The sequence below is a fragment of the Amycolatopsis regifaucium genome, from assembly GCF_001613935.1.
In the GTDB taxonomy this organism is placed as follows: domain Bacteria; phylum Actinomycetota; class Actinomycetes; order Mycobacteriales; family Pseudonocardiaceae; genus Amycolatopsis; species Amycolatopsis regifaucium.
Genome location: NZ_LQCI01000003.1, coordinates 51,130 through 69,368 on the forward strand (window position 1 = coordinate 51,130; position 18,239 = coordinate 69,368).

Annotated in this window: 16 protein-coding genes; 10 read left to right on the plus strand and 6 right to left on the minus strand. The window is 67.6% G+C overall.

The window, feature by feature from the left end:
- Positions 1-7 precede the first annotated feature (7 nt).
- Together AVL48_RS04020 and AVL48_RS04025 are read left to right on the plus strand one after the other, a co-directional pair.
- Complete coding sequence (locus AVL48_RS04020) at positions 8-1,156, plus strand: dipeptidase (protein WP_061985112.1); 1,149 nt, start codon at positions 8-10, stop codon at positions 1,154-1,156.
- Positions 1,157-1,194: 38 nt separating this feature from the next.
- Entirely contained in the window at positions 1,195-1,560 is a 366-nt protein-coding gene (locus AVL48_RS04025) for a LapA family protein (RefSeq protein WP_061985110.1), read from the plus strand.
- Positions 1,561-1,630: 70 nt separating this feature from the next.
- On the opposite strand, the gene AVL48_RS04030 is transcribed toward AVL48_RS04025, so the two are convergent.
- Positions 1,631-2,476 carry a maleylpyruvate isomerase family mycothiol-dependent enzyme gene (locus AVL48_RS04030; RefSeq protein WP_244162403.1) on the minus strand — a complete coding sequence of 282 codons (846 nt, stop codon included), beginning with the start codon at positions 2,474-2,476 and terminating at the stop codon, positions 1,631-1,633.
- An 80-nt stretch (positions 2,477-2,556) separates the two neighbouring features.
- On the opposite strand from AVL48_RS04030, the gene AVL48_RS04035 reads away from it, so the two are divergent.
- The 8 genes from AVL48_RS04035 to AVL48_RS04070 all read left to right on the plus strand — a co-directional run bounded on the left by AVL48_RS04035 (position 2,557) and on the right by AVL48_RS04070 (position 14,268).
- Positions 2,557-3,339, plus strand: coding sequence for an Abi-alpha family protein (locus AVL48_RS04035; protein ID WP_061985108.1), 783 nt, complete (start codon positions 2,557-2,559; stop codon positions 3,337-3,339).
- A 7-nt stretch (positions 3,340-3,346) separates the two neighbouring features.
- On the plus strand, positions 3,347-4,591 hold the full coding sequence (locus AVL48_RS04040; protein ID WP_061985106.1) for a DUF445 domain-containing protein: 1,245 nt from the start codon (positions 3,347-3,349) through the stop codon (positions 4,589-4,591).
- A gap of 162 nt (positions 4,592-4,753) precedes the next feature.
- A complete protein-coding gene (locus AVL48_RS04045; RefSeq protein ID WP_061985104.1) occupies positions 4,754-7,726 on the plus strand; it encodes a patatin-like protein in 2,973 nt (990 codons plus the stop codon).
- Positions 7,727-7,949: 223 nt separating this feature from the next.
- A complete protein-coding gene (gene ectA, locus AVL48_RS04050; RefSeq protein WP_061985102.1) occupies positions 7,950-8,441 on the plus strand; it encodes a diaminobutyrate acetyltransferase in 492 nt (163 codons plus the stop codon).
- A 38-nt stretch (positions 8,442-8,479) separates the two neighbouring features.
- On the plus strand, positions 8,480-9,730 hold the full coding sequence (gene ectB / locus AVL48_RS04055) for a diaminobutyrate--2-oxoglutarate transaminase (RefSeq protein ID WP_061985101.1): 1,251 nt from the start codon (positions 8,480-8,482) through the stop codon (positions 9,728-9,730).
- A gap of 37 nt (positions 9,731-9,767) precedes the next feature.
- A complete protein-coding gene (locus AVL48_RS04060; RefSeq protein ID WP_061985098.1) occupies positions 9,768-10,157 on the plus strand; it encodes an ectoine synthase in 390 nt (129 codons plus the stop codon).
- 23 nt (positions 10,158-10,180) lie between these two features.
- Positions 10,181-11,080: an ectoine hydroxylase gene (gene thpD, locus AVL48_RS04065; RefSeq protein ID WP_061985096.1), complete on the plus strand. Its 900-nt coding sequence runs from the start codon at positions 10,181-10,183 to the stop codon at positions 11,078-11,080.
- A gap of 392 nt (positions 11,081-11,472) precedes the next feature.
- Positions 11,473-14,268 carry an AfsR/SARP family transcriptional regulator gene (locus tag AVL48_RS04070; RefSeq protein ID WP_061985094.1) on the plus strand — a complete coding sequence of 932 codons (2,796 nt, stop codon included), beginning with the start codon at positions 11,473-11,475 and terminating at the stop codon, positions 14,266-14,268.
- Positions 14,269-14,565: 297 nt separating this feature from the next.
- Here the strand turns inward: AVL48_RS04070 and AVL48_RS04075 are convergent, their stop codons facing one another.
- The 5 genes from AVL48_RS04075 to AVL48_RS04095 all read right to left on the minus strand — a co-directional run bounded on the left by AVL48_RS04075 (position 14,566) and on the right by AVL48_RS04095 (position 18,018).
- Positions 14,566-15,216: a DUF4190 domain-containing protein gene (locus tag AVL48_RS04075; RefSeq protein WP_061985092.1), complete on the minus strand. Its 651-nt coding sequence runs from the start codon at positions 15,214-15,216 to the stop codon at positions 14,566-14,568.
- 161 nt (positions 15,217-15,377) lie between these two features.
- A complete protein-coding gene (locus tag AVL48_RS04080) occupies positions 15,378-16,262 on the minus strand; it encodes a hypothetical protein (RefSeq protein WP_143104888.1) in 885 nt (294 codons plus the stop codon).
- Entirely contained in the window at positions 16,259-16,735 is a 477-nt protein-coding gene (locus AVL48_RS04085; protein ID WP_061985089.1) for a DUF6932 family protein, read from the minus strand. The genes AVL48_RS04080 and AVL48_RS04085 overlap by 4 nt, the downstream gene beginning before the upstream one ends.
- Before the next feature lie 92 nt (positions 16,736-16,827).
- Positions 16,828-17,283 (minus strand): hypothetical protein, encoded by a 456-nt coding sequence (locus AVL48_RS04090; protein WP_061985086.1) that lies wholly within the window; start codon positions 17,281-17,283, stop codon positions 16,828-16,830.
- A gap of 6 nt (positions 17,284-17,289) precedes the next feature.
- Positions 17,290-18,018, minus strand: a complete 729-nt coding sequence (locus AVL48_RS04095; RefSeq protein WP_244162404.1) for an OmpA family protein — start codon at positions 18,016-18,018, stop codon at positions 17,290-17,292.
- Positions 18,019-18,239: the final 221 nt, after the last annotated feature.

Sequence of the window (18,239 nt, forward strand, 5' to 3'; positions counted from 1 at the left end):
TCGCCCGATGACTAACGGCGACCTTGCCCGCGCCCAGGCTCTGCTCGAAAGGGTGCTCCTGGCGGACGGACACAACGATCTGCCATGGGAGCTGCGGGTAACGACCGGCCCCGATCCGGTCGAGGCCGTGGCGGGCACGGATCTCACGATCCGCCAGCCGCATCTGCACACCGACTTCCCGAAGCTCGCCGAAGGCAGGCTCGGGATGCAGTTCTGGTCCGTCTACGTGCCTTGTCAGTTCGAGGGGCACAGCGCGGTCACGGCGGTGCTCGAACAGATCGAGATCGTGCACCAGATGATCGAGCGATACCCCGATCGCCTGGCGCTGGCGGACACCGCGGACGAGGCCGAAGCGGCTTTCCGCGACGGTAAGATCGCCTCGCTGCTGGGCGCCGAGGGCGGCCACAGCATCGCCGAATCCCTTGGCGTGCTGAGGATCCTGCGCCGCCTCGGCGTCCGGTACATGACGCTGACGCACAATCACAACACCACCTGGGCCGACTCCGGCACGGACGAGCCCGCCCACCACGGGCTCACCGACTTCGGTCGCGACGTCGTCCGCGAGATGAACAAGATCGGCATGCTGGTCGACCTCTCGCACGTCGCGCCGAGCACCATGCGCGACGCGCTGGAGGTCAGTTCCGCGCCGGTGATCTTCAGTCACTCGTCGTGCCGCGCGGTCAACGACCATCCGCGCAACATTCCTAATGACGTCCTGGAAACCCTGGCCGCCAAGGACGGCGTCGCGATGGTGACCTTCGTACCGGGCTTCATCTCGCCGAAGGTCGCCGAGTGGGACGACCAGTTGCGCCAGGACATGGATGCCGCGGGCCAGGACTACCGGAATCTCGACCTGCGCACCAAGTTCACCGCGGAGCGCGGCGGTCCGGAGAAGCCGAAGGCGAGCATCGACGACGTCGTCGCGCACATCGAGCACGCTCGCGAGGTGGCCGGTGTCGACCACATCGGCCTCGGCGGTGACTACGACGGCGTCGCGACACTGCCGGATGGCCTCGAAGACGTTTCGAAGTATCCGGTGCTGTTCGCCGCGCTGCTGGAGCGCGGCTGGAGTGAAGAGGATTGCGCGAAACTGGCCGGGAAGAACACCTTGCGCGTGCTCCGCGCGGCGGACGAGGTCACCCGTTTGGACGCTTGAGGACGCGATCAAGCCCACTTCGGCGGACACTGTCCTGCATGACGCAGCCGCACGAAGGCGCCGCCGACGTTCCGGTCGAGCCCGTCAAGCCGCCCGAAACCGCCGGCGGCGCACGCCACAGCGGCAAGTTCGACGCCGTCCCGAAGCTCAAACGCACGCGGGTGAGCGGGACTTGGGTCGCCGTCATCGTGGCGCTGGTCGTACTGGTGTTCCTGCTCGTGTTCATCCTGCAGAACCAGGACACCGCGACCGTGCACTTCCTCGGCATGTCCGGCAGCATGCCGCTGGCCGTCGCGATGCTGTTCTCCGTGATCGCGGGCGGCGCGCTGGTCGCGCTCGTCGGTGGCGCCCGGATCCTGCAGTTGCGCAAACAGGCCAAGAAGTCCCGCCACCTGCAACGCTGAGCCGTCGGCCCTAGCCAAGGCCATCATGTACTGCACGCCAGCGGTGGTTCGCTCTAACCCGAATCGCCACTCACGACACGATGATCGACGTCATCCCGAGCACGACGTCGCAAACGCTTTCGTCACCCTTGGCGGTGACCCGGTCCCTGTTCACGGGGTTCCGGGTGCACAGCCGCCAGAACGTGTCCGCGTCCGTCGTCACCGAGGCCAGCGGCGAGCGTGAGGCCGGCGCGACGCGGTCGATCTCCCAGCCGCCGACGGCTCGCTGGGCCGTCCACTTCCCGCCGCCCTGACCGGTGACGGTGTAGCCGACCTGCCTGCCGATCCGCGCTTCGACGTCACGCAGGGTGTGCGGCAGTGCTCGCATGAAGGTGTCGATCACCGGCCCGCGGAACTCTGGTCCGTCGAGCGGACCAGGTATACCGACGGCTTCGCGGATCTGCCGCTGATGCACCCAGAACTCGGTGTACTCACGGGCGACGTCGAGCCAGACCGGCGCTGGTTCGTGCCCGGCCCAGCTGACCGGCTCACCGAGGGTGTCGAGGTCGGCGCGGCCCCACAGCTCGGCGATCTGCGAGGTGCTGTCGACCAGCAGCGCGAACAGCACTTCGGGCGACAGCCGACGGCACGCGACCACCCATTCGTCGTTGATCCGGTCGATGAACTCCGCGAAGCGTTCGCCCTCGCGCGGCGCCGTCGTCCGGTAGTCGTCGCGGTCGCGGGACAGCCTGCCGAGTTTGTCGCCGAGGATATGGGCGGCGAGATCGTGCACCGTCCAGCCCGTGCAGACCGTCGGTGCGGCCCACTGCTCCGCGTCGAGTCCGGTCAGCACGTCGAGCAGGGCCTGTTCCTCACGCGCGAACAGCGGGAGGACGTCGATCGGCGGACCCCAGCGCGTGAAGCTCATGGTCTCCATCCAAACATCCGGGTCCATCACAATTTCGGCCATTCGGCCTACTCGCGGGTAGCATCAGCGCGAACGCGAGGGGAGTGCCCGTGAGCAACGACCGACCCGCCGGTGACGACCTGGCCGCCTTCGCCAAACGCGCGGGACAACTGGCGGGCTGGGCCGCCCGCACGGGCATCGAATACACGCGCAAGTTCCCCGGCGTCGAGCTCGCCGAGCAGGTCATCAAACAGGGTGAGCGGCAGCTGCTTTCGGAGCTGCGCCGCCGTCTCGACGAGGTCGACGATCCCTACCACGCCGCGCTCACCGCCGCGTCCGCGATGAACCGGCCCGACGCCGACGGCTCCCGCCCGGTCGAAGCGACCGTCACACTCGTGCACACCCGCGCCCACCTCGAACCGCTCCGCGCGGCGATGGCGGAACTGCTCAACCACTCGATCGGCTTCGGCCGCGAACGCGCCCGCGAGTACCTCTACGCGATCATCCTGCGGCAATTGACGCCGGACGAGGCCCGCATCCTTTCCGCGCTTTCCGACGGCTCGCCGTTCCCCGCCGTCGATGTCGCCGAGCGGACCAACCTCGGCGGTGCCGGGCGGTTCGTCCTGCGCAACGCCTCCACCGTCGGCAAGGCCGCCGGGGTGTCGCTGCCCGACCAGGTGCCCGGTTATCTCACCAGGCTGATCGGACTCGGCCTGGTGGAGCTGGACGAAGAGGTGCCCGCACTCGACACGCAGTACGAGATCCTGCTGACCGACGAGACCGTCCGCGAGGCGGAGAAGTCGGTCAAGCGGGCCAAGTTCGTCAAGCACACGGTGCATATTTCCCGGCTCGGCGCCCAGTTCTGGCAGGCCTGCGACCCGAGCGCGGGCTGACCCCGGCATGGGTGCGTTCTTCGAGGGGATCCTCGCCGACTTCGCCCAGCATTGGCCGATTTACGTCTCCATCCCGATCGTCGCCGCGCTGATCGGGTACACCACCAAACTCGTCGCGATCCGGATGATGTTCCAGCCGGTGGAGTTCATCGGGATCAAACCGTTCCTCGGCTGGCAGGGCATCGTGCCCAAACGCGCCGCGCGGATGGCGAGCATCGCCTGCGACACGATGACCGAGCAGCTGATCAAACCGGCGGAGGTGGTCGCCCGGCTCGATCCGCAGAGAATCGCCAAGGAGATCGAAAGACCGCTGCAGGCGGCCGTCGAGGACATCGTGCGCGACGTCGCCGCCCACTACCAGCCGGGGCTGTGGGAATCGCTGCCCGTGCGGGTGCAACGGCTGGTGATCCAGCGCGTCCAGGCCGAGACACCGAAGATGGTCGCCGCCGTGCTGGAGCTGATCAAGTCCGATGTGGACAGTGTGTTCGACCTCAAGGGCATGGTGGTCACCGCACTGGTCAAGGACAAACGTTTGCTGAACCGGATCTTCCAGGAGGCGGGTGACAAGGAGTTCAAGTTCATCGCCCGCTCCGGCATCTTCTTCGGCGGGCTGATCGGCGTGATCCAGATGATCGCGTGGGTACTGTTCAAGTTCCCGCTGATCATGCCGCTGTTCGGGCTCTTCACCGGCTGGTTCACCGACTGGCTCGCGCTGCGGATGATCTTCTACCCGCTCGAAGAGCGCCGGTACTTCGGAGTGCGCTGGCAGGGTCTGTTCCTGAAGCGGCGCGGCGAGGTCGCGGAGGCGTACGGCGCGCTGATCGCGCAGGAGATCATCACGCCGCACAACGTCATCGAGGCGGTGCTGCACGGGCCCCTGTCGGATCGGGTGCTCGCGCTGATCCAGCGGCAGCTCGACGCACAGCTCGGTCGCCGCGTCGGGGTCGGGAAACCGCTGGTGGTGTTCGCCGTCGGCAGCAGGCGGTATCAGGACATGAAGCTGAACATCGCCGAGAAGATCATGGACAAGCTGCCGGAGACCATGCGGTACATCGAGGACTACGCGAGCGACGCGATGGACATCCGGAACGTGCTGGTGACCAAGATGAAGGAGCTGTCGCCACGCGAGTTCGAAGGCTTGTTGCGGCCGGCGTTCCAGCAGGACGAATGGATCCTGATCGCGACCGGCGCCGGCCTGGGCTTCGCCGTCGGTGAAGCCCAGGTGCTCTTCCTGGAACACTTCGCCGCCTGACTCCTACTCTCACCCTTCGCATTTCGTCCTCTAAAGGCGATAATTCGTGCCCGAACTACCGCCTTTAGAGGACGAAATGCGCGAGGCGGCACTAACGGTGGTACACCGGTTCGCCCGTCCGGTCTAAGGTGCTCGGTGCACTGAGCCTTGGGGAGGGCGCACATGGCCGACGCGGGGAGTCCGTGGCCGCAGGAGATCCGGCTGGCGATGACCATGGTGGGCGGGGCGAGTCTCGCGGTCTGGATGGGCGGGGTCGCCACCGAGACCTCGCATCTGCTGCAGGCGTCGAGAACGCCGGAATCGACGAGTCCGTACCGGACCCTGCTCGACCTGCTCAACGCCACCGTCTCACTCGACGTGCTCACCGGCACGAGCGCCGGCGGCATCAACGCGGCGTGCCTCGGGCTGGCCGAGGCGTTCCGGTCGAGTCCGCAGGTGTTGCGGGACACGTGGATCAGCACCGGATCGCTCGACAACCTGATCCGCGACCCCGGCGAGAAAGAGCCGAGGTCGTTGCTGAACGGCGATCGCGTGCTGCTCGGTGACCTCAAGGAAGCACTGCACCGGATCACCGACAAGGCGACGGTGAAACCCGAGTGCCCCGACATCACCGTGCTGCTCACCGGCACGATGATCGACGGCGAGACGACCAGGTTCGACGACGCGCTGGGAAACCTCGTGCGGGACACCGAACATCGCCTGCTCTTCCGCTTCGATGGTCCTTTGTGGACAGATGATGTCGTGGGCCCGCTCGCGCTAGCGGCACGCTCCACCGCTTCGTTTCCCGGCGCTTTCGAGCTTTCCCGGATGCCGATCGGCGAGCAGACCGGCCCGCTGCATCCGGACATGAGCCGCTACACCGACGTCACGCGGTCGCATTGGCTGACCGACGGCGGGGTGCTGCTGAACAAACCGTTGCGCCCGGCGTTGCGGGAGATCTTCGAACGGCAGTCGCATTCGGACGTCCGGCGGCTGCTGCTGTACGTGGTGCCGACGGCGGAACGCGACGCCGAGCGCGTCGAGGTCGATCCGGAGCGTCCGCCGCTGCTCGGCACCGCCATGAGCAAGGTCGTCGGCACCGTGCTGAGCCAGACGATCAGTGCCGAACTCGAAGACCTGACCCGGCACAACGACGCCGTCGTCCGGACCAGGGGAACCCGCGTTTCCCTTGCCTCGATGGGGGTTCGGGGCGGCCCCGAAACACTGGTCGATCAGCGGCTGATGAACGACTACCGCGACCGGCGGGTTCAGGAGGACGCCACCGCGCTGGTCCGTGAGGCGACCCGCCGGCTTTCCCTGTCCGATGTGGAGGATCCCGATCGGCAGTGGGCGTCCGGGACCGCGGCGCAGCTGCGCGCGGCCGCGGCGTCGGGGTTGCGCGACGGCCTGCCCACCGAGCCGCCGAAGGACACTTGCGAGCTGGCGAACCTGGTCGCCTTCCGCACCACCGCGCTGGACGATTCGGTGGCCACCGGCATCCAGCTGGTGAACGCCGGTTTCCGGCTCGATCCCACGCCGGACCAGGCACTGCAGCTCAACCGCTGCCGGGTGCTGCTGCACGAGGCGCGCCACCGGGCGGCGCGGGGAACGCGGCTCGCGAGCTGGGTCGCCGAACAGGAGCCACCACCGTCCGATGTCACGCTGGCCGCCTGGATCGAGGGGCTAGCCAAAAAATGGGCCGAGCTCGGCCGGTCCGACACGCTGAAGGAAGCGTGGCCGATGGTGGTCGCCGCGCTCCGGCAGGCGACGCCGATCCTTTTGCCGTTGGCACAGGCGAAGCCGGACACCGAGGCCGCCGACACGGTCAGCACGCTGCTGGCGTGGACCGGGCTCACCGCCGACGACGAGAGCGCCCGCGATCCGATCGTCACCTCGCGGCTGGTGCGGCTGCACATCGCGACCAGGGGACTGCTCGCGCAGCCGCCGTCGGTCGACCAGCGCGTCGATCTCGTCCAGGTGAGCGCGGATTCACGGACGCTGATGGACATGAAAAGGCGCCGTTCCTGGGACAAGCTCACCGGTATGCAGGCCGACTACTTCGGCGCGTTCTACAAGGCGTCGTGGCGGGCCAACGACTGGATGTGGGGCCGCGTCGACGGGGCGGGCTGGTTGTTCCAGTGCCTGCTCGATCCGAAACGCCTGCGGCTGCTGCCTGACGTCGTCGGGCCGGCGGCCTTCCGCGCGCAGGTGCGGGACGCGTTCGAGAAGATCGGCTGGCGGCAGCCGGGTACCGAGGACGGATTGTCCGAGGAGGAAGCGGAATCCTTGCGCGCGCAACTGGCCGCCGAACTCGCTTTCCTCGGTCTCGACGGCGGACTCGGTGATGTGCAAGGGGAAACCACCCTGCCGATCAGCATGCCGGTGACGGCGATGGTGCTTGCCAGGGCCCGGCAGCTGGAAATCGCGCGCGAAGAACTGCCCTGCGTCGGTCTCCACTGTGGACAAGACGCGAAAACGGCCAAGGGCAACGGGAAGCTGTCGGAACGCTTCCGGCAGCTGATCGAGAACGAACCGGAGACCGACGAGCAGACGCAGCGCGCGTTTCAGGCGTGCCAGGTTTCGGGTGAGCGGTTCGAACACGAACGCGGGACGATGCTGCTGACGAAGACGCTGGTCAAGGCGGGCGCCGCCGGGATCAACGCGGCCGCGGGGGCGACGAGGGTGCCGAAATCGGTCCAGCCCGCCGCCACCTTCGCCCAGGCCGCCGGACGCAGCGCCTGGTGGATCACGCGCGGCGCGGCCACCCTGCCGTCCCCGTGGAACGTGCTGGCCGCGCTGGTCACCGTGCTGGCCGGATTCGTCATCGGTGGACAAGGCGGCCCGGTCCTGCAGTGGGTCGGTGTCCCGGTGGCCGCGGGCGCGATCGTGTTCCTGGTGGTCAGCCTGATGACGCTGCGCAAGACGTGGCGGATGGTGCTCACGGTGCTGGGGGTGCTGGCGGGAGCAGGGTTGCTGTTCGCCGCGTTCCTGCCGCCGGTCCGGGACCCGCTCTTCGGCTGGCTCGGCGCCGTCGTCGCGGGCTGGCGGCGAGGCGAGGCGCCGGTCTGGTGGCTGGTCGTCTGCCTCCTGCTCCTGCTGCCCGCCGTTTGGACGCCACTCGGCTCGGTCATCCGTCGCGGACGGCGGCGTGAATAGCGTATTCGGGTGGCGAATCGCGCCCTGAGCCTGCGATGGCGTGGTGACGGTTGGTATCGTCACGTGCGGTGAGACCGCGTCGAGGCGGCCTTACCCACAAGTGCTGCGCGTCAAACGTTACCGTTACCTTTGTCACGTGTGTTTCGGGGTTGTTGCAGGTAGCCGCGCTGTCGCTCATCGGATGATCTGACCTCGCCCGAATTCTCCGGTACGTTTCCTGGACATGTCCGGAAAGCACTTGATCGAATCCCCGACCAAGGCCGACGGTGCCGCGCTCTGGAGAATCGCCCGCGATTCGAAGAAGCTCGATCTCAACTCGTCGTACGCCTATTTGCTGTGGTGCCATGATTTCGCCGACACCTCGGTGGTCGCCAAAGTCGACGGTAGCCCCGTCGGCTTCGTGCTCGGCTATCGGAAGCAGGACACCGGCTTCGTCTGGCAGGTCGCCGTCGACGCGTCCCAGCGCGGAAAAGGGCTGGCCGGGGCACTGCTCGACGAGCTGTTCGACCGTCTGGTTGCCCAGGGCGTGCGGTACCTCGAGACCACGATCACTCCGGACAACGAGGCTTCGATCCGGTTGTTCGCCTCGTTCGCCAAGCGCTGGAACGCCACCTTGGAAAGCCGGGATCTGTTTTCCGCGCACGATTTCCCGGCCGAGGACGGAACGCATGAGCAAGAGGACCTGTATCGAATCGGTCCGCTCAGCAGTCAATAGAACGTAAAACCGGGGATCCCAGGGAGAAAGAAAACGTGATGAGCATTTTCGAGGAACTCGAATCGGAAGTACGCAGTTACAGCCGTGGCTGGCCCGTGGTGTTCGACCGGGCTCAGGGGAGCTACCTGTACGACGAAGACGGCAAGGCCTACCTCGACTTCTTCGCCGGGGCCGGCGCGCTGAACTACGGGCACAACAACCCGGCCCTCAAGCGCGCGCTGATCGACTACATCGCCCGTGACGGCGTCACGCACGCGCTCGACATGTTCACCGTGGCCAAGCGGGACTTCCTCCAGACGTTCAAGGAGAAGATCCTCGCGCCGCGCGAACTCGACTACAAGGTCGTCTTCCCCGGCCCCGGTGGCGCGAACGCGGTCGAGGCCGCACTGAAGCTCGCGCGCAAGGTGACCGGCAAGGAAGCCGTCATCAACTTCACCAACGCCTTCCACGGGATGACGCTGGGCGCCCTTTCGGTGACCGGCAACTCGATGAAGCGCGGCGGCGCGGGTGTCCCGCTGGTGCACGCCACCCCGATGCCGTACGACAACTACTTCGACGGCTCCATCCCGGACTTCCTCTACTTCGAGAAGCTGCTCGGCGACTCCGGCAGTGGCCTGAACGAGCCCGCCGCCGTGATCGTCGAAGGCGTGCAGGGCGAGGGCGGTATCAACGCCGCGCGCATCGAGTGGCTCAAGGCGCTGGACGACCTGTGCAAGAAGCACGGCATCCTGCTGATCCTCGACGACGTCCAGATGGGCTGCGGCCGCACCGGCCCGTTCTTCAGCTTCGAGGACGCGGGCATCAAGCCCGACATCGTCTGCCTGTCGAAGTCCATCGGGGGCTACGGCATCCCGATGGCGCTGACGCTGATCCGCCCCGACCTCGACGTCTGGGAGCCGGGCGAGCACAACGGCACCTTCCGCGGCATCAGCCCGGCGTTCGTCACCGCCGCCGAGGCGCTGCGCGTGTACTGGAGCGACGACGAGCTGGAGAAGTCGACGAAGGCCAAGGGCGAGCGCATCGCCGCCGCCTTCGAAGGCATCGTCGAGGCGTACCCGGACGCGAACCTGCTCGCGAAGGGCCGCGGTCTGGCGAGGGGCCTCGAGTTCGCCAACGGCGACCTCGCTGGCAAGGTCTGCGCCGCCGCGTTTGAACGGGGTCTCCTGATGGAAACCTCCGGTCCGGACGGTGAGGTCATGAAGCTGCTGCCGCCGCTGACCCTGACCGACGACGAGCTCACCAAGGGTCTGTCGATCATCGACGAGGCATGCGCCACCGTCTTGAACTGACTGTTCGTACCAGGAAGAGAAAAAAAGGAGTTCTCCGTTGCTTGTCAGAACACTCGACGAGGTCACCGACACCGACGCCGACATCAAGACCCCGAACTGGCGCAGCAAGCGCATCGTGCTGGCCAAAGAGGGCGTCGGCTTCTCGGTGCACGAGACCACGCTCTACGCCGGGACGGTCAACGACTTCTGGTACGCGAACCACATCGAAGCGGTCTTCATCACCTCCGGTGAAGGCGAGCTCGAAAACACCGCGACCGGCGAAGTGTTCCAGCTGAAGCCGGGCACGTTGTACCTGCTGAACGACCACGACAAGCACCAGGTCCGGCCGAGGACCGAGATCAAGTGCGTCTGTGTGTTCAACCCGCCCATCACCGGCCGCGAGGTCCACGACGAAAACGGCGTGTACCCGCTCGTAACCGAACCCTGAAATCGCTCGAGGAGGCGACCGCTTTGACGCTGACCGACACCCGAGTCGACGACAGTTACCCGACCCGCATCACGGGTAAGCCCGAACATCTCCCCCGTACACATCCCACCGTCTGGGGTACCGAGGCCGATGGTCCCCTCGACGGGGCCACCCTCGCCAACCACGAGGCCCGCGGCTACACCGTCGTCGACCAGCTGTTGTCGCCTGGCGAGGTCCAGACGTACTGGCAGGAACTCGTCCGCCTGTCGTCGGGGGACCACCGCGACGACGAGCGCGTCATCACCGAGGCCAAGACCGGTGAGGTCCGCTCCATCTTCGACGTGCACGAGACCAGCGAGCTGATCGCGGAACTCGTCCGCGATCCCCGCGTGCTCGACCGGGCCCGGCAGATCCTCGGCTCCGAGGTCTACATCCACCAGAGCCGCGTGAACTACATGCCCGGGTTCAAGGGCACCGGCTTCTACTGGCACTCGGACTTCGAGACCTGGCACGCCGAGGACGGCATGCCCGCCCCTCGCGCGGTCAGCTGCTCCATCGCGCTCACCGACAACTACCCGTTCAACGGCGGGCTGATGGTGATGCCTGGGTCGCAGCGGACCTTCGTCCAATGCGCCGGGGAAACCCCGGAGAACAACTACAAGAGTTCGCTGAAAGAGCAGCGGGTCGGTGTCCCGAGCGAGGAAGACATCACCAAACTCGCCGCGGAATACGGAATCGACCAATTCACCGGGCAGGCCGGTTCGGCGCTCTGGTTCGATTCGAATGTGATGCACGGTTCGGCGAACAACATCACGCCGTACCCGCGGTCGAACATCTTCGTGGTGTTCAACAGCGTCGAGAACGCGCTGCGGGAACCGTTCGCCGCGATCGAGCCGCGTCCCGCGTTCATCGCCGGCCGCGACTCGACTCCGCTGACGCGCTGACGAAACCGCAGGTAGCGAAGGCCTTGATGGGGCGCCTGTAGCTGTTGGTGTGCGCCCTGTTACGTTGTCGCCACGTGACTGGGCCAGTGGGCTCGCTCACGTAGGTGTTGTCGACGACCGAACGGGTTCTTCGCTCGGGGTGAGCCCACCCGGACGGACGTGGACGCCGATGTCCGATGTGGGTCGCGCCCCCAGGCGGCCCAAATCGGACATCCCCCGGCTCCGTGCCCATCAGATCGGGACTGATGGGCACGGAGCCTTTTTTGGTCTCGTGAGCGGTAATAACGGTTAGCACCGTCATTACCGCTCACGAGGCTTTTCTGGTTGACGGCGTCTTCGCGCGGTAGGTTGGCTACTCCGGTAAGGGGAGAGATCGGGGGAGGGGGCTTGTCATGGGCGAAAGCGGTTCCCCTGCCCGTTTCCAGCTTCTCGGTCCCGTGCGGCTTCTCGACGGCGACCGGCCGGTTCCCATCGGCGGTCCCGGTGTCCGCGGTCTTCTCGCGCTGCTGGCCTTGAAGGTCAACAAGGTCGTCGCGCTCGACGAGATCATCGACGCGCTGTGGGGGCACGACCCGCCCGCCACCGCCCGCACGATCGTCCACGGCAACGTCTCCCACCTGCGGCGGGTACTCCGCGACATCCAGGGTGACCATCCGCGCGGTGCCCAGATCCTCACCGCGCCGCCCGGCTATCAGCTCACCGTCGACCCCGACCGGATCGACGTCCATCGCGCCCGCTCGCTGCTGGAACGGGCGGCCACCGAGGACCCGGAAAAAGCGTCCGAACTGCTCGCCGAGGCTCTCGCCCTGTGGCAGGGGCCCGCGCTCGCCGGGGTCCCGGGTTCGGTCCGTGCCCCCGAACTGGAGGATCTGCGGCTCGCCGTCCACGGCGCCAGGGTCGACGCGGATCTCGAACTCGGCAGGCACGCGGAGCTGATCGTCGAACTCAGCCCGCTGGTCCGGGCCAAGCCCCTCGCCGAGCGCACGGCCGGGCAGCTGATGCGCGCCCTGTACCACGCCGGGCGCCGCGGCGACGCGCTCGAGCTGTACCGCACGGTCTCGCGGGCGACCCTGCGCACCCTCGGCGTCGAACCGGGTGCGGACCTGCGCTGGCTGCACGAACGGGTGCTCAACGACGACCTGCCGGTCAAGGTCGTCGCGGAACCGAAGGCCGAACCGGCCGCGACACCGGTGCAGCAGTTGCCGCCCGCCGTGCCGAATCTCGCCGGTCGCGAGGCCGATCTCGCTTGGCTCGACGAGCTCGCTGATCGCGCCGAAGCGGGTGAGACGGCCGTCGGCGTGGTCAGCGGGACCGCCGGGATCGGCAAGAGCAGCCTGGTGGTGTGGTGGGCCCATCGCGCCGCCCGCCGCTTCCCCGACGGCATCCTCTTCGCCTCCTTGCGCGGTTTCGACCCGCACCACCCGCCGCTGGAACCCGCCGAACTGCTCACCCAGTTCCTGCTCGGGCTCGGCGTCCCGGCCGAAGGCATCCCCGATCAGGTCCACGAACGCATCGCCCTCTACCGCTCGATGATCGCCGGGCGCCGGATGCTGGTGCTCCTCGACAACGCCCGCTCCGCCGAGCAGGTGCGGCCGCTGCTGCCGCCGGGCTCCCGGTCGATGACCCTGGTGACCAGCCGCTCCCGACTCGACGGGCTCGCCGTGTCCAACGCCGCCAAACTGCGCGTCCTCGGCACGCTCGCCCCCGGTGACGCCGTCCGGCTGATCGAGGAACTCGCCGGGCCGGCCGGGTTCGATCTCAACCACGCGCTCGCCCGGCTCTGTGGCTATCTCCCGCTCGCGCTGCGGATCGCGGGCGCCCGGCTCGCCGCCAGCGCGCAGTGGTCCGCGCAGGACCTTGTCGACGAACTCGGCAACGAACGGACCAGACTCGCCGCGCTCGACGTCGAAGGCCCGGACGACGGGGTCCGCGCGGCCTTCGACGTCTCGTTCCGCGGGCTGCCCGCCGATGTCGCGAACACGTTCCTGCGGCTCGGCGTCGTCCAGTGCGTTACGGCCGGTTCCCATCTGACGGCCGCGATCTGCGGCATCACCGTCGCCGAGGCGCGGCGGCATCTGCGGGTGCTCGCCGCGCACAACCTGCTCGCCGAAACCGGTCGCGACGCCTTCGCCTCGCACGATCTCGTCCGCCTGTTCCTCCGTGAACTGGCGGAGAACGAACTCGACGAGACCGAGCGTGACGACGTGCTGTCGCGCTCCGTGCGGTACTACCAGGCCGTCGCCGACCGGGCGCGGCGCAAGATGCTGCGGATCGTCGATCCGCTCGACTTCACCGGCGTGCTCAGCGACGCGCAAATGCCGCCGATCAGCTCCTTCGCCGAAGCGCAGGAGTGGTTCGCCGCGGAATGGCAAAACCTGGTCGAGGTGCTCGAAGCCGCCGGCGCCGCGGCTCGTCATGGCGACGTGTGGCGGCTGGCGAGGGTCGCGCACACCTATCGCGCGGTGTACCCGCTGCTGGACGAGTGGACGCGGCTGGTCGAGATCGGTCTCGAGGCCGCCGAACGGTCCGGTGACGTCCTCGGCCGGTGTTGGATGCTGATCTCCCGGTGCGCCATCGCGCTCACCTTCGAACTGCCGCAGGGTTGTCTCGCCGACGCCGAGCGCGCGCTGGAACTCGCGAGCGCGATCGGCGACAACCGGTTGATGATCTCGGCGAACATCCACCTCGGCTCCGCGCTGACCCTGCTGGGACGGCACGACGAGGCCATCGCGACGTTGCGTCAGGCGGTCGAGGAGACCGCCAGGACCGGCGACCTCGAACTACGCGGGCAGGCGCTCAACAACTGCGCGGAAGCCGAAAAGCGGGCGGGGCGGTTCATCGAGGCGATCGGGCACCAAGTCGCTTCGCTGGAGATCGACCGGACCCTCGGCGACGAAAGCTACGTCGTCGTCTCGCTGAACAACCTCGCCGAATTGAGCATGAAGATCGGCGAACTCGCCGCGGCCGAGCGATACGTCTGGGAGGCCGTCGACCTGACGATCAGCAGGCGCTTCGTCCTCCAGGAGGGCGTGCTGCGGCTGACCCTGGGCAGAGTGCTGCGCGCCGGGTCGGATGTGGACGGTGCCCGCGAGCAATTCGCGCTCGCGCTGAAGATCCTTTCCGACGCCAATCCCAAGCTCGCCGGCATGGTCCGGAGGGAAATCGCGGATCTCGGCGAAGGGCCCTGAGTGATCCTTAGCGGATTCTTAGTGGCCTCGGCACTCGCGCGCGTAGGGTCCGGTTCGGCGCCGGTCGAGCCCTAGGGGAGGGGCACGCGACAGGGATCGGCGCTCGGACGGATCCGGATCCCGGATCCGCCCGAAGAGCCGCCAGGAGCGGCTCGTGGCGGTCCGGCCGGTGGAGGTGGGGGCGATACCGGCCGGCCGCCAGGCGGCGTCCCACTCCTCGCATTTCGTCCTCTGAATGCGGTAGTTGCGCGTGCAAGTACCGCATTCAGAGGACGAAATGCGGGGATCAGGGGCGCGTCAGCCGGCGTTCGCGGTGCAGAGCGCGATGGTCTGCCCCTTGTTCTCCGCCACCTTCCGGCCGTTCACCAGGATCGAGCAGGCGATCTGGTTGCTGACCGACGAGTTCCGGGTGTCCGCGGTGACGGTGAGCAGATAATCGCCCGAATTGAACGACGCGGTACCGCGCCATTCGTCGGTGCTGGCCGGGGTCGTCTCGCTCCGCTGGTCGTTGAGCGAGCCGTATCGGACGGTCGCGCCGCCGGAGGCGCTGACGACGAACTCGACGCGGTTCTTGTCACCGGCGACAGCGGGGATGTGCAGTCCCGACTCACCAGTAGCGAAGAAGTTGGTGTAGACCAGTAACCCGCTCGCGGCCAGCAAGCCCGCGATGGAAAGCGCGAGTCCCGCTACCCCCATTCCCTTCTTGTCTGCTTCACCCTTCTTGATTTTGCTCAAACCGATCACGGAAAGAGTCACCCCGATTACGGCGAGCGGCCATGCGGCGAGCCCGGCGACCGGGACGAAGGCGACCCCGAGCGCGGCGAGGCCGACCAGGAAACCGGCGATGACCAGGCCGTTCTTGGGCTTTCGGTGCCGGGTCCCGTGCGTGGCGAAACCCGGGCCGTAGCGGGTGGCCGGTGGGTGCGGGAGTGGTGGATCGGTCGGCATACATGCCCTTTCGGAGGCTTCCGTCCGAAGACGTTAACCCATCGTTCGGGGCAATGGCCGAAATTGTTACCTGCCGGAAAAAGTCATCATTCAACGATGATCAAGCGGTCATCGCCATTTTCTGACGAGAATTGTGGCATCGCCGAATGTCGGAAACCCGATCACTGATCGAACAGGTTGACTTCCGGGGTGATCTCCAGCAGTTCGTGCACCGGGCGGCCGCGGCGGCCGTCGATGGTCGTGGTGCGCACGACGCGCAGCCGCGCCGTCACCGGCCGGTCCAGGTTCTCCTTGATCTCGTCGAGCAGATCCGGCGCGACCGCGCCCTGGATGGTGCCGCCCGATTCGCGTTCGAGATAGAAGATCCGGCGCCGGGTGCGGACGCCGTCCAGCCTGCCGCTGACCGTCTCGTAGCCGACGGCCTCCCGTGACTCGCGCAGGCTCCCGGAGAGGATCCTGGCCTGCTCGGTGGTCATGCTGCGGGTCAGTTCCTCACCGGCGGTCGGAGTGAGCGCCATGCCGATCCCGGCGTGTTTGCTGACCGCGTTGACGATGTCGCTGACCGCGTTGCGGACGGTGTCGCGCTGCAGCAGTACCGCGTCCAGCGCGCCGTCGTCGGAACCGTTGGCGGGCAGGAAGTCGCACAGTTCCTTGACCGCGCGTTCGGACAGCGACTCGAGTCCATCGTGGATGAGCGCGTCGTCGAGCGCGGGTTCGGGGAAGCCGAAGAAGATCGCGTTGCCCGCCTGGCCGCGCTGGATCAACGGCGCCTTCTCCCGGTCCGCCGGCTGGACGATGGTCACCTCACCCGACGGGTTGCGGATGATGTGCCCGATCTTCGCCGTCGCGTCCTGCAACGCGCGGCTGATGTCGGAGAAGGTGTAGGCGTCCAGATGCGACTCGCCGATCACGGACACGCGAAGCAGCGGCGAACGGGCCGTCCGCTCGAACTTCGCGTACGCGGCCATCGCCGACGCGCGGGCGAGGTCGTCGAGCCAGGTGCCGCCGGGAATCTCGTCGGCGATCCGCCGGAATTCGTTCCTCACCAGATCACTTCCGGAATTCCCCTGCCACCTGAAGCCCATACTTCCTCCCAGATCTCCTCGTCGCCGGGGCGGCAGAGGAAGCCGTCGAGCATGCCGCCGACGGGCTGGACCTGGTCGAGGTACATGGCCGGCTGGCCGACGATGACCCCGCGCAGCGTCAGCAGTCCGTACAGCGCCGAGCGTCCCGCGTCGTCGAGCCGCTTGAGGGCGCCCCATTCGTCGGGGATCAGCACCACGTCGAGTCCCTGGGGGGCGTGCGGGGTCCTGGCGGTGAGGTCGCCGCCGATCCACGCGCGGCCGGTCGGCATGATCCGCCGGGCGACACCCAGGTAGCTGTTCAGCGCGCTGAACAGGATTTCGCGGTCGTTCTGATGCGGTGCGTCGAAGACCAGCCGCTCATAGACATCGGCGAGGTCGGCTGGATGGCGGCCCGGAGGCAGCAGGTTGTGCGGCGTCCAATAGGGGAGCGCCAAATCGGAGCCTCCTTCGTGTGCCGGGGCTCCCGATCGACGAAATGTACCCGGCGTCACGCTCACAGTGCGTAGCCGAATTTACCAGGCGGGTGTCAGCCGCCCTGCCCCGGCCGGTATTCGGAGGCGCGGTCGCCGGGCGGCCAGTCCTCGTCACTGGGCCAGACCGGCTCGGGTTCGTGGCCGTGGCCGCCGTTCCGGGCCACCGGTTCCGGCTCCCGCGGGTGGTAGACCTGAGCCGGGCGCACCGGTTCCGGGGTCAGCTTGCCCTCGCGGTGGCCTTCCGGCTCCTGGTCGTACGGCTCGTCGTCGTCATGGACCCGCGCGGGCGGGATGAACTGAGTCTGCTCGGCCTCCAGCGGGACGGGCACGGGGCCGGGATCGGGGTCGGCGTAGGCCGGGACGGGGGCGGCGCGCTCCGGCTCGGGGGCCGCCGAAGCGGGAGTCGCTTGCTCACGCCGGTCGCCGCGCATCATCAGCCAGGTGACGCCGCAGCCGAGGGCGAAGGAGATGAGCAGCCAAAGCCAGATCTGCCCGAATAGCCAGAGCATCAGCCATCACCTCTGTGTCCGCTGTTCGACCGTGATGTCGACGCGGCGGCCCTCGCCACTCGCACCGTTGGAGTTCTTGCGTTCGGTGGAGTACGCCTGGTCGCGTTTGACCCCGTTGCGCTCCATCAGCCGTTCCACCGTCTTGGCCCGGTTCAGCGCGAGCTTCTTGTCCGAACCGGTCGCCACCTGCCCGGTGATCCGGAACCGCAGTTCGCGCGGCGCGTCCGTGAGCAGCTTCGCGATCTCCAGCGCACCGCGCTCGCCGTCCGCGGTCAGTTCGGTGGTGTCGGGTTCGAACGTGATCGGCGTCGCCGTCAGCAGGCGGTCGATCTCGGCCTGGAAACCGGCCTTGTCGGTCGGTTCGGCCGAAGTCGTGGTCGGGCTGGGTGGCGGGCTCGGCGGCGAGGGCGGCGGGCTCGACGGCTCGCCGCTCGTCGTCACCGGGGCGGGCGGGGCGGTGTCGCCGGAGATCTCGACCGTGCGCACCCCGTCGATCCGCTGGATGGCGTCCATCGCCTGCGCGGCCTGGTTCGGCGGGAAACCGCTGAGGTTCGCGTCGCGACCGGAGAAGCTCACCTGCCCGCCGTAGACGCCGACGTCGGCGAGCGCGTTCTTCGCGCGCGCTGTCAGTTCGGCCTCGATGTCGTTCGAGGCCGACCAGACGGAGATCACCGTCAAGGCGAGCGTGACCAGCAGCGCTGTAGGCAGCAAGCGGCTCCAGCGTGTACCGGGCATGAAGGGACTGTAAGCCGCTCCGGCCCGGTTAGCGAACCGGCTTTCGGTCCCGGTGCACCGGACGGTCAGTACATGACCCTTCCGGGTGACACGGACGGAGCCGCGTGGGTCGCTTTGCCGGCGTGAAGTACATGAAGGCCCCCTTCCTTGCGCCTGGCGCAAGGAAGGGGGCCTTCATGTACTTGGGAAGGAGCCTTCACCCGCCGCCGTTGTCGCTACTG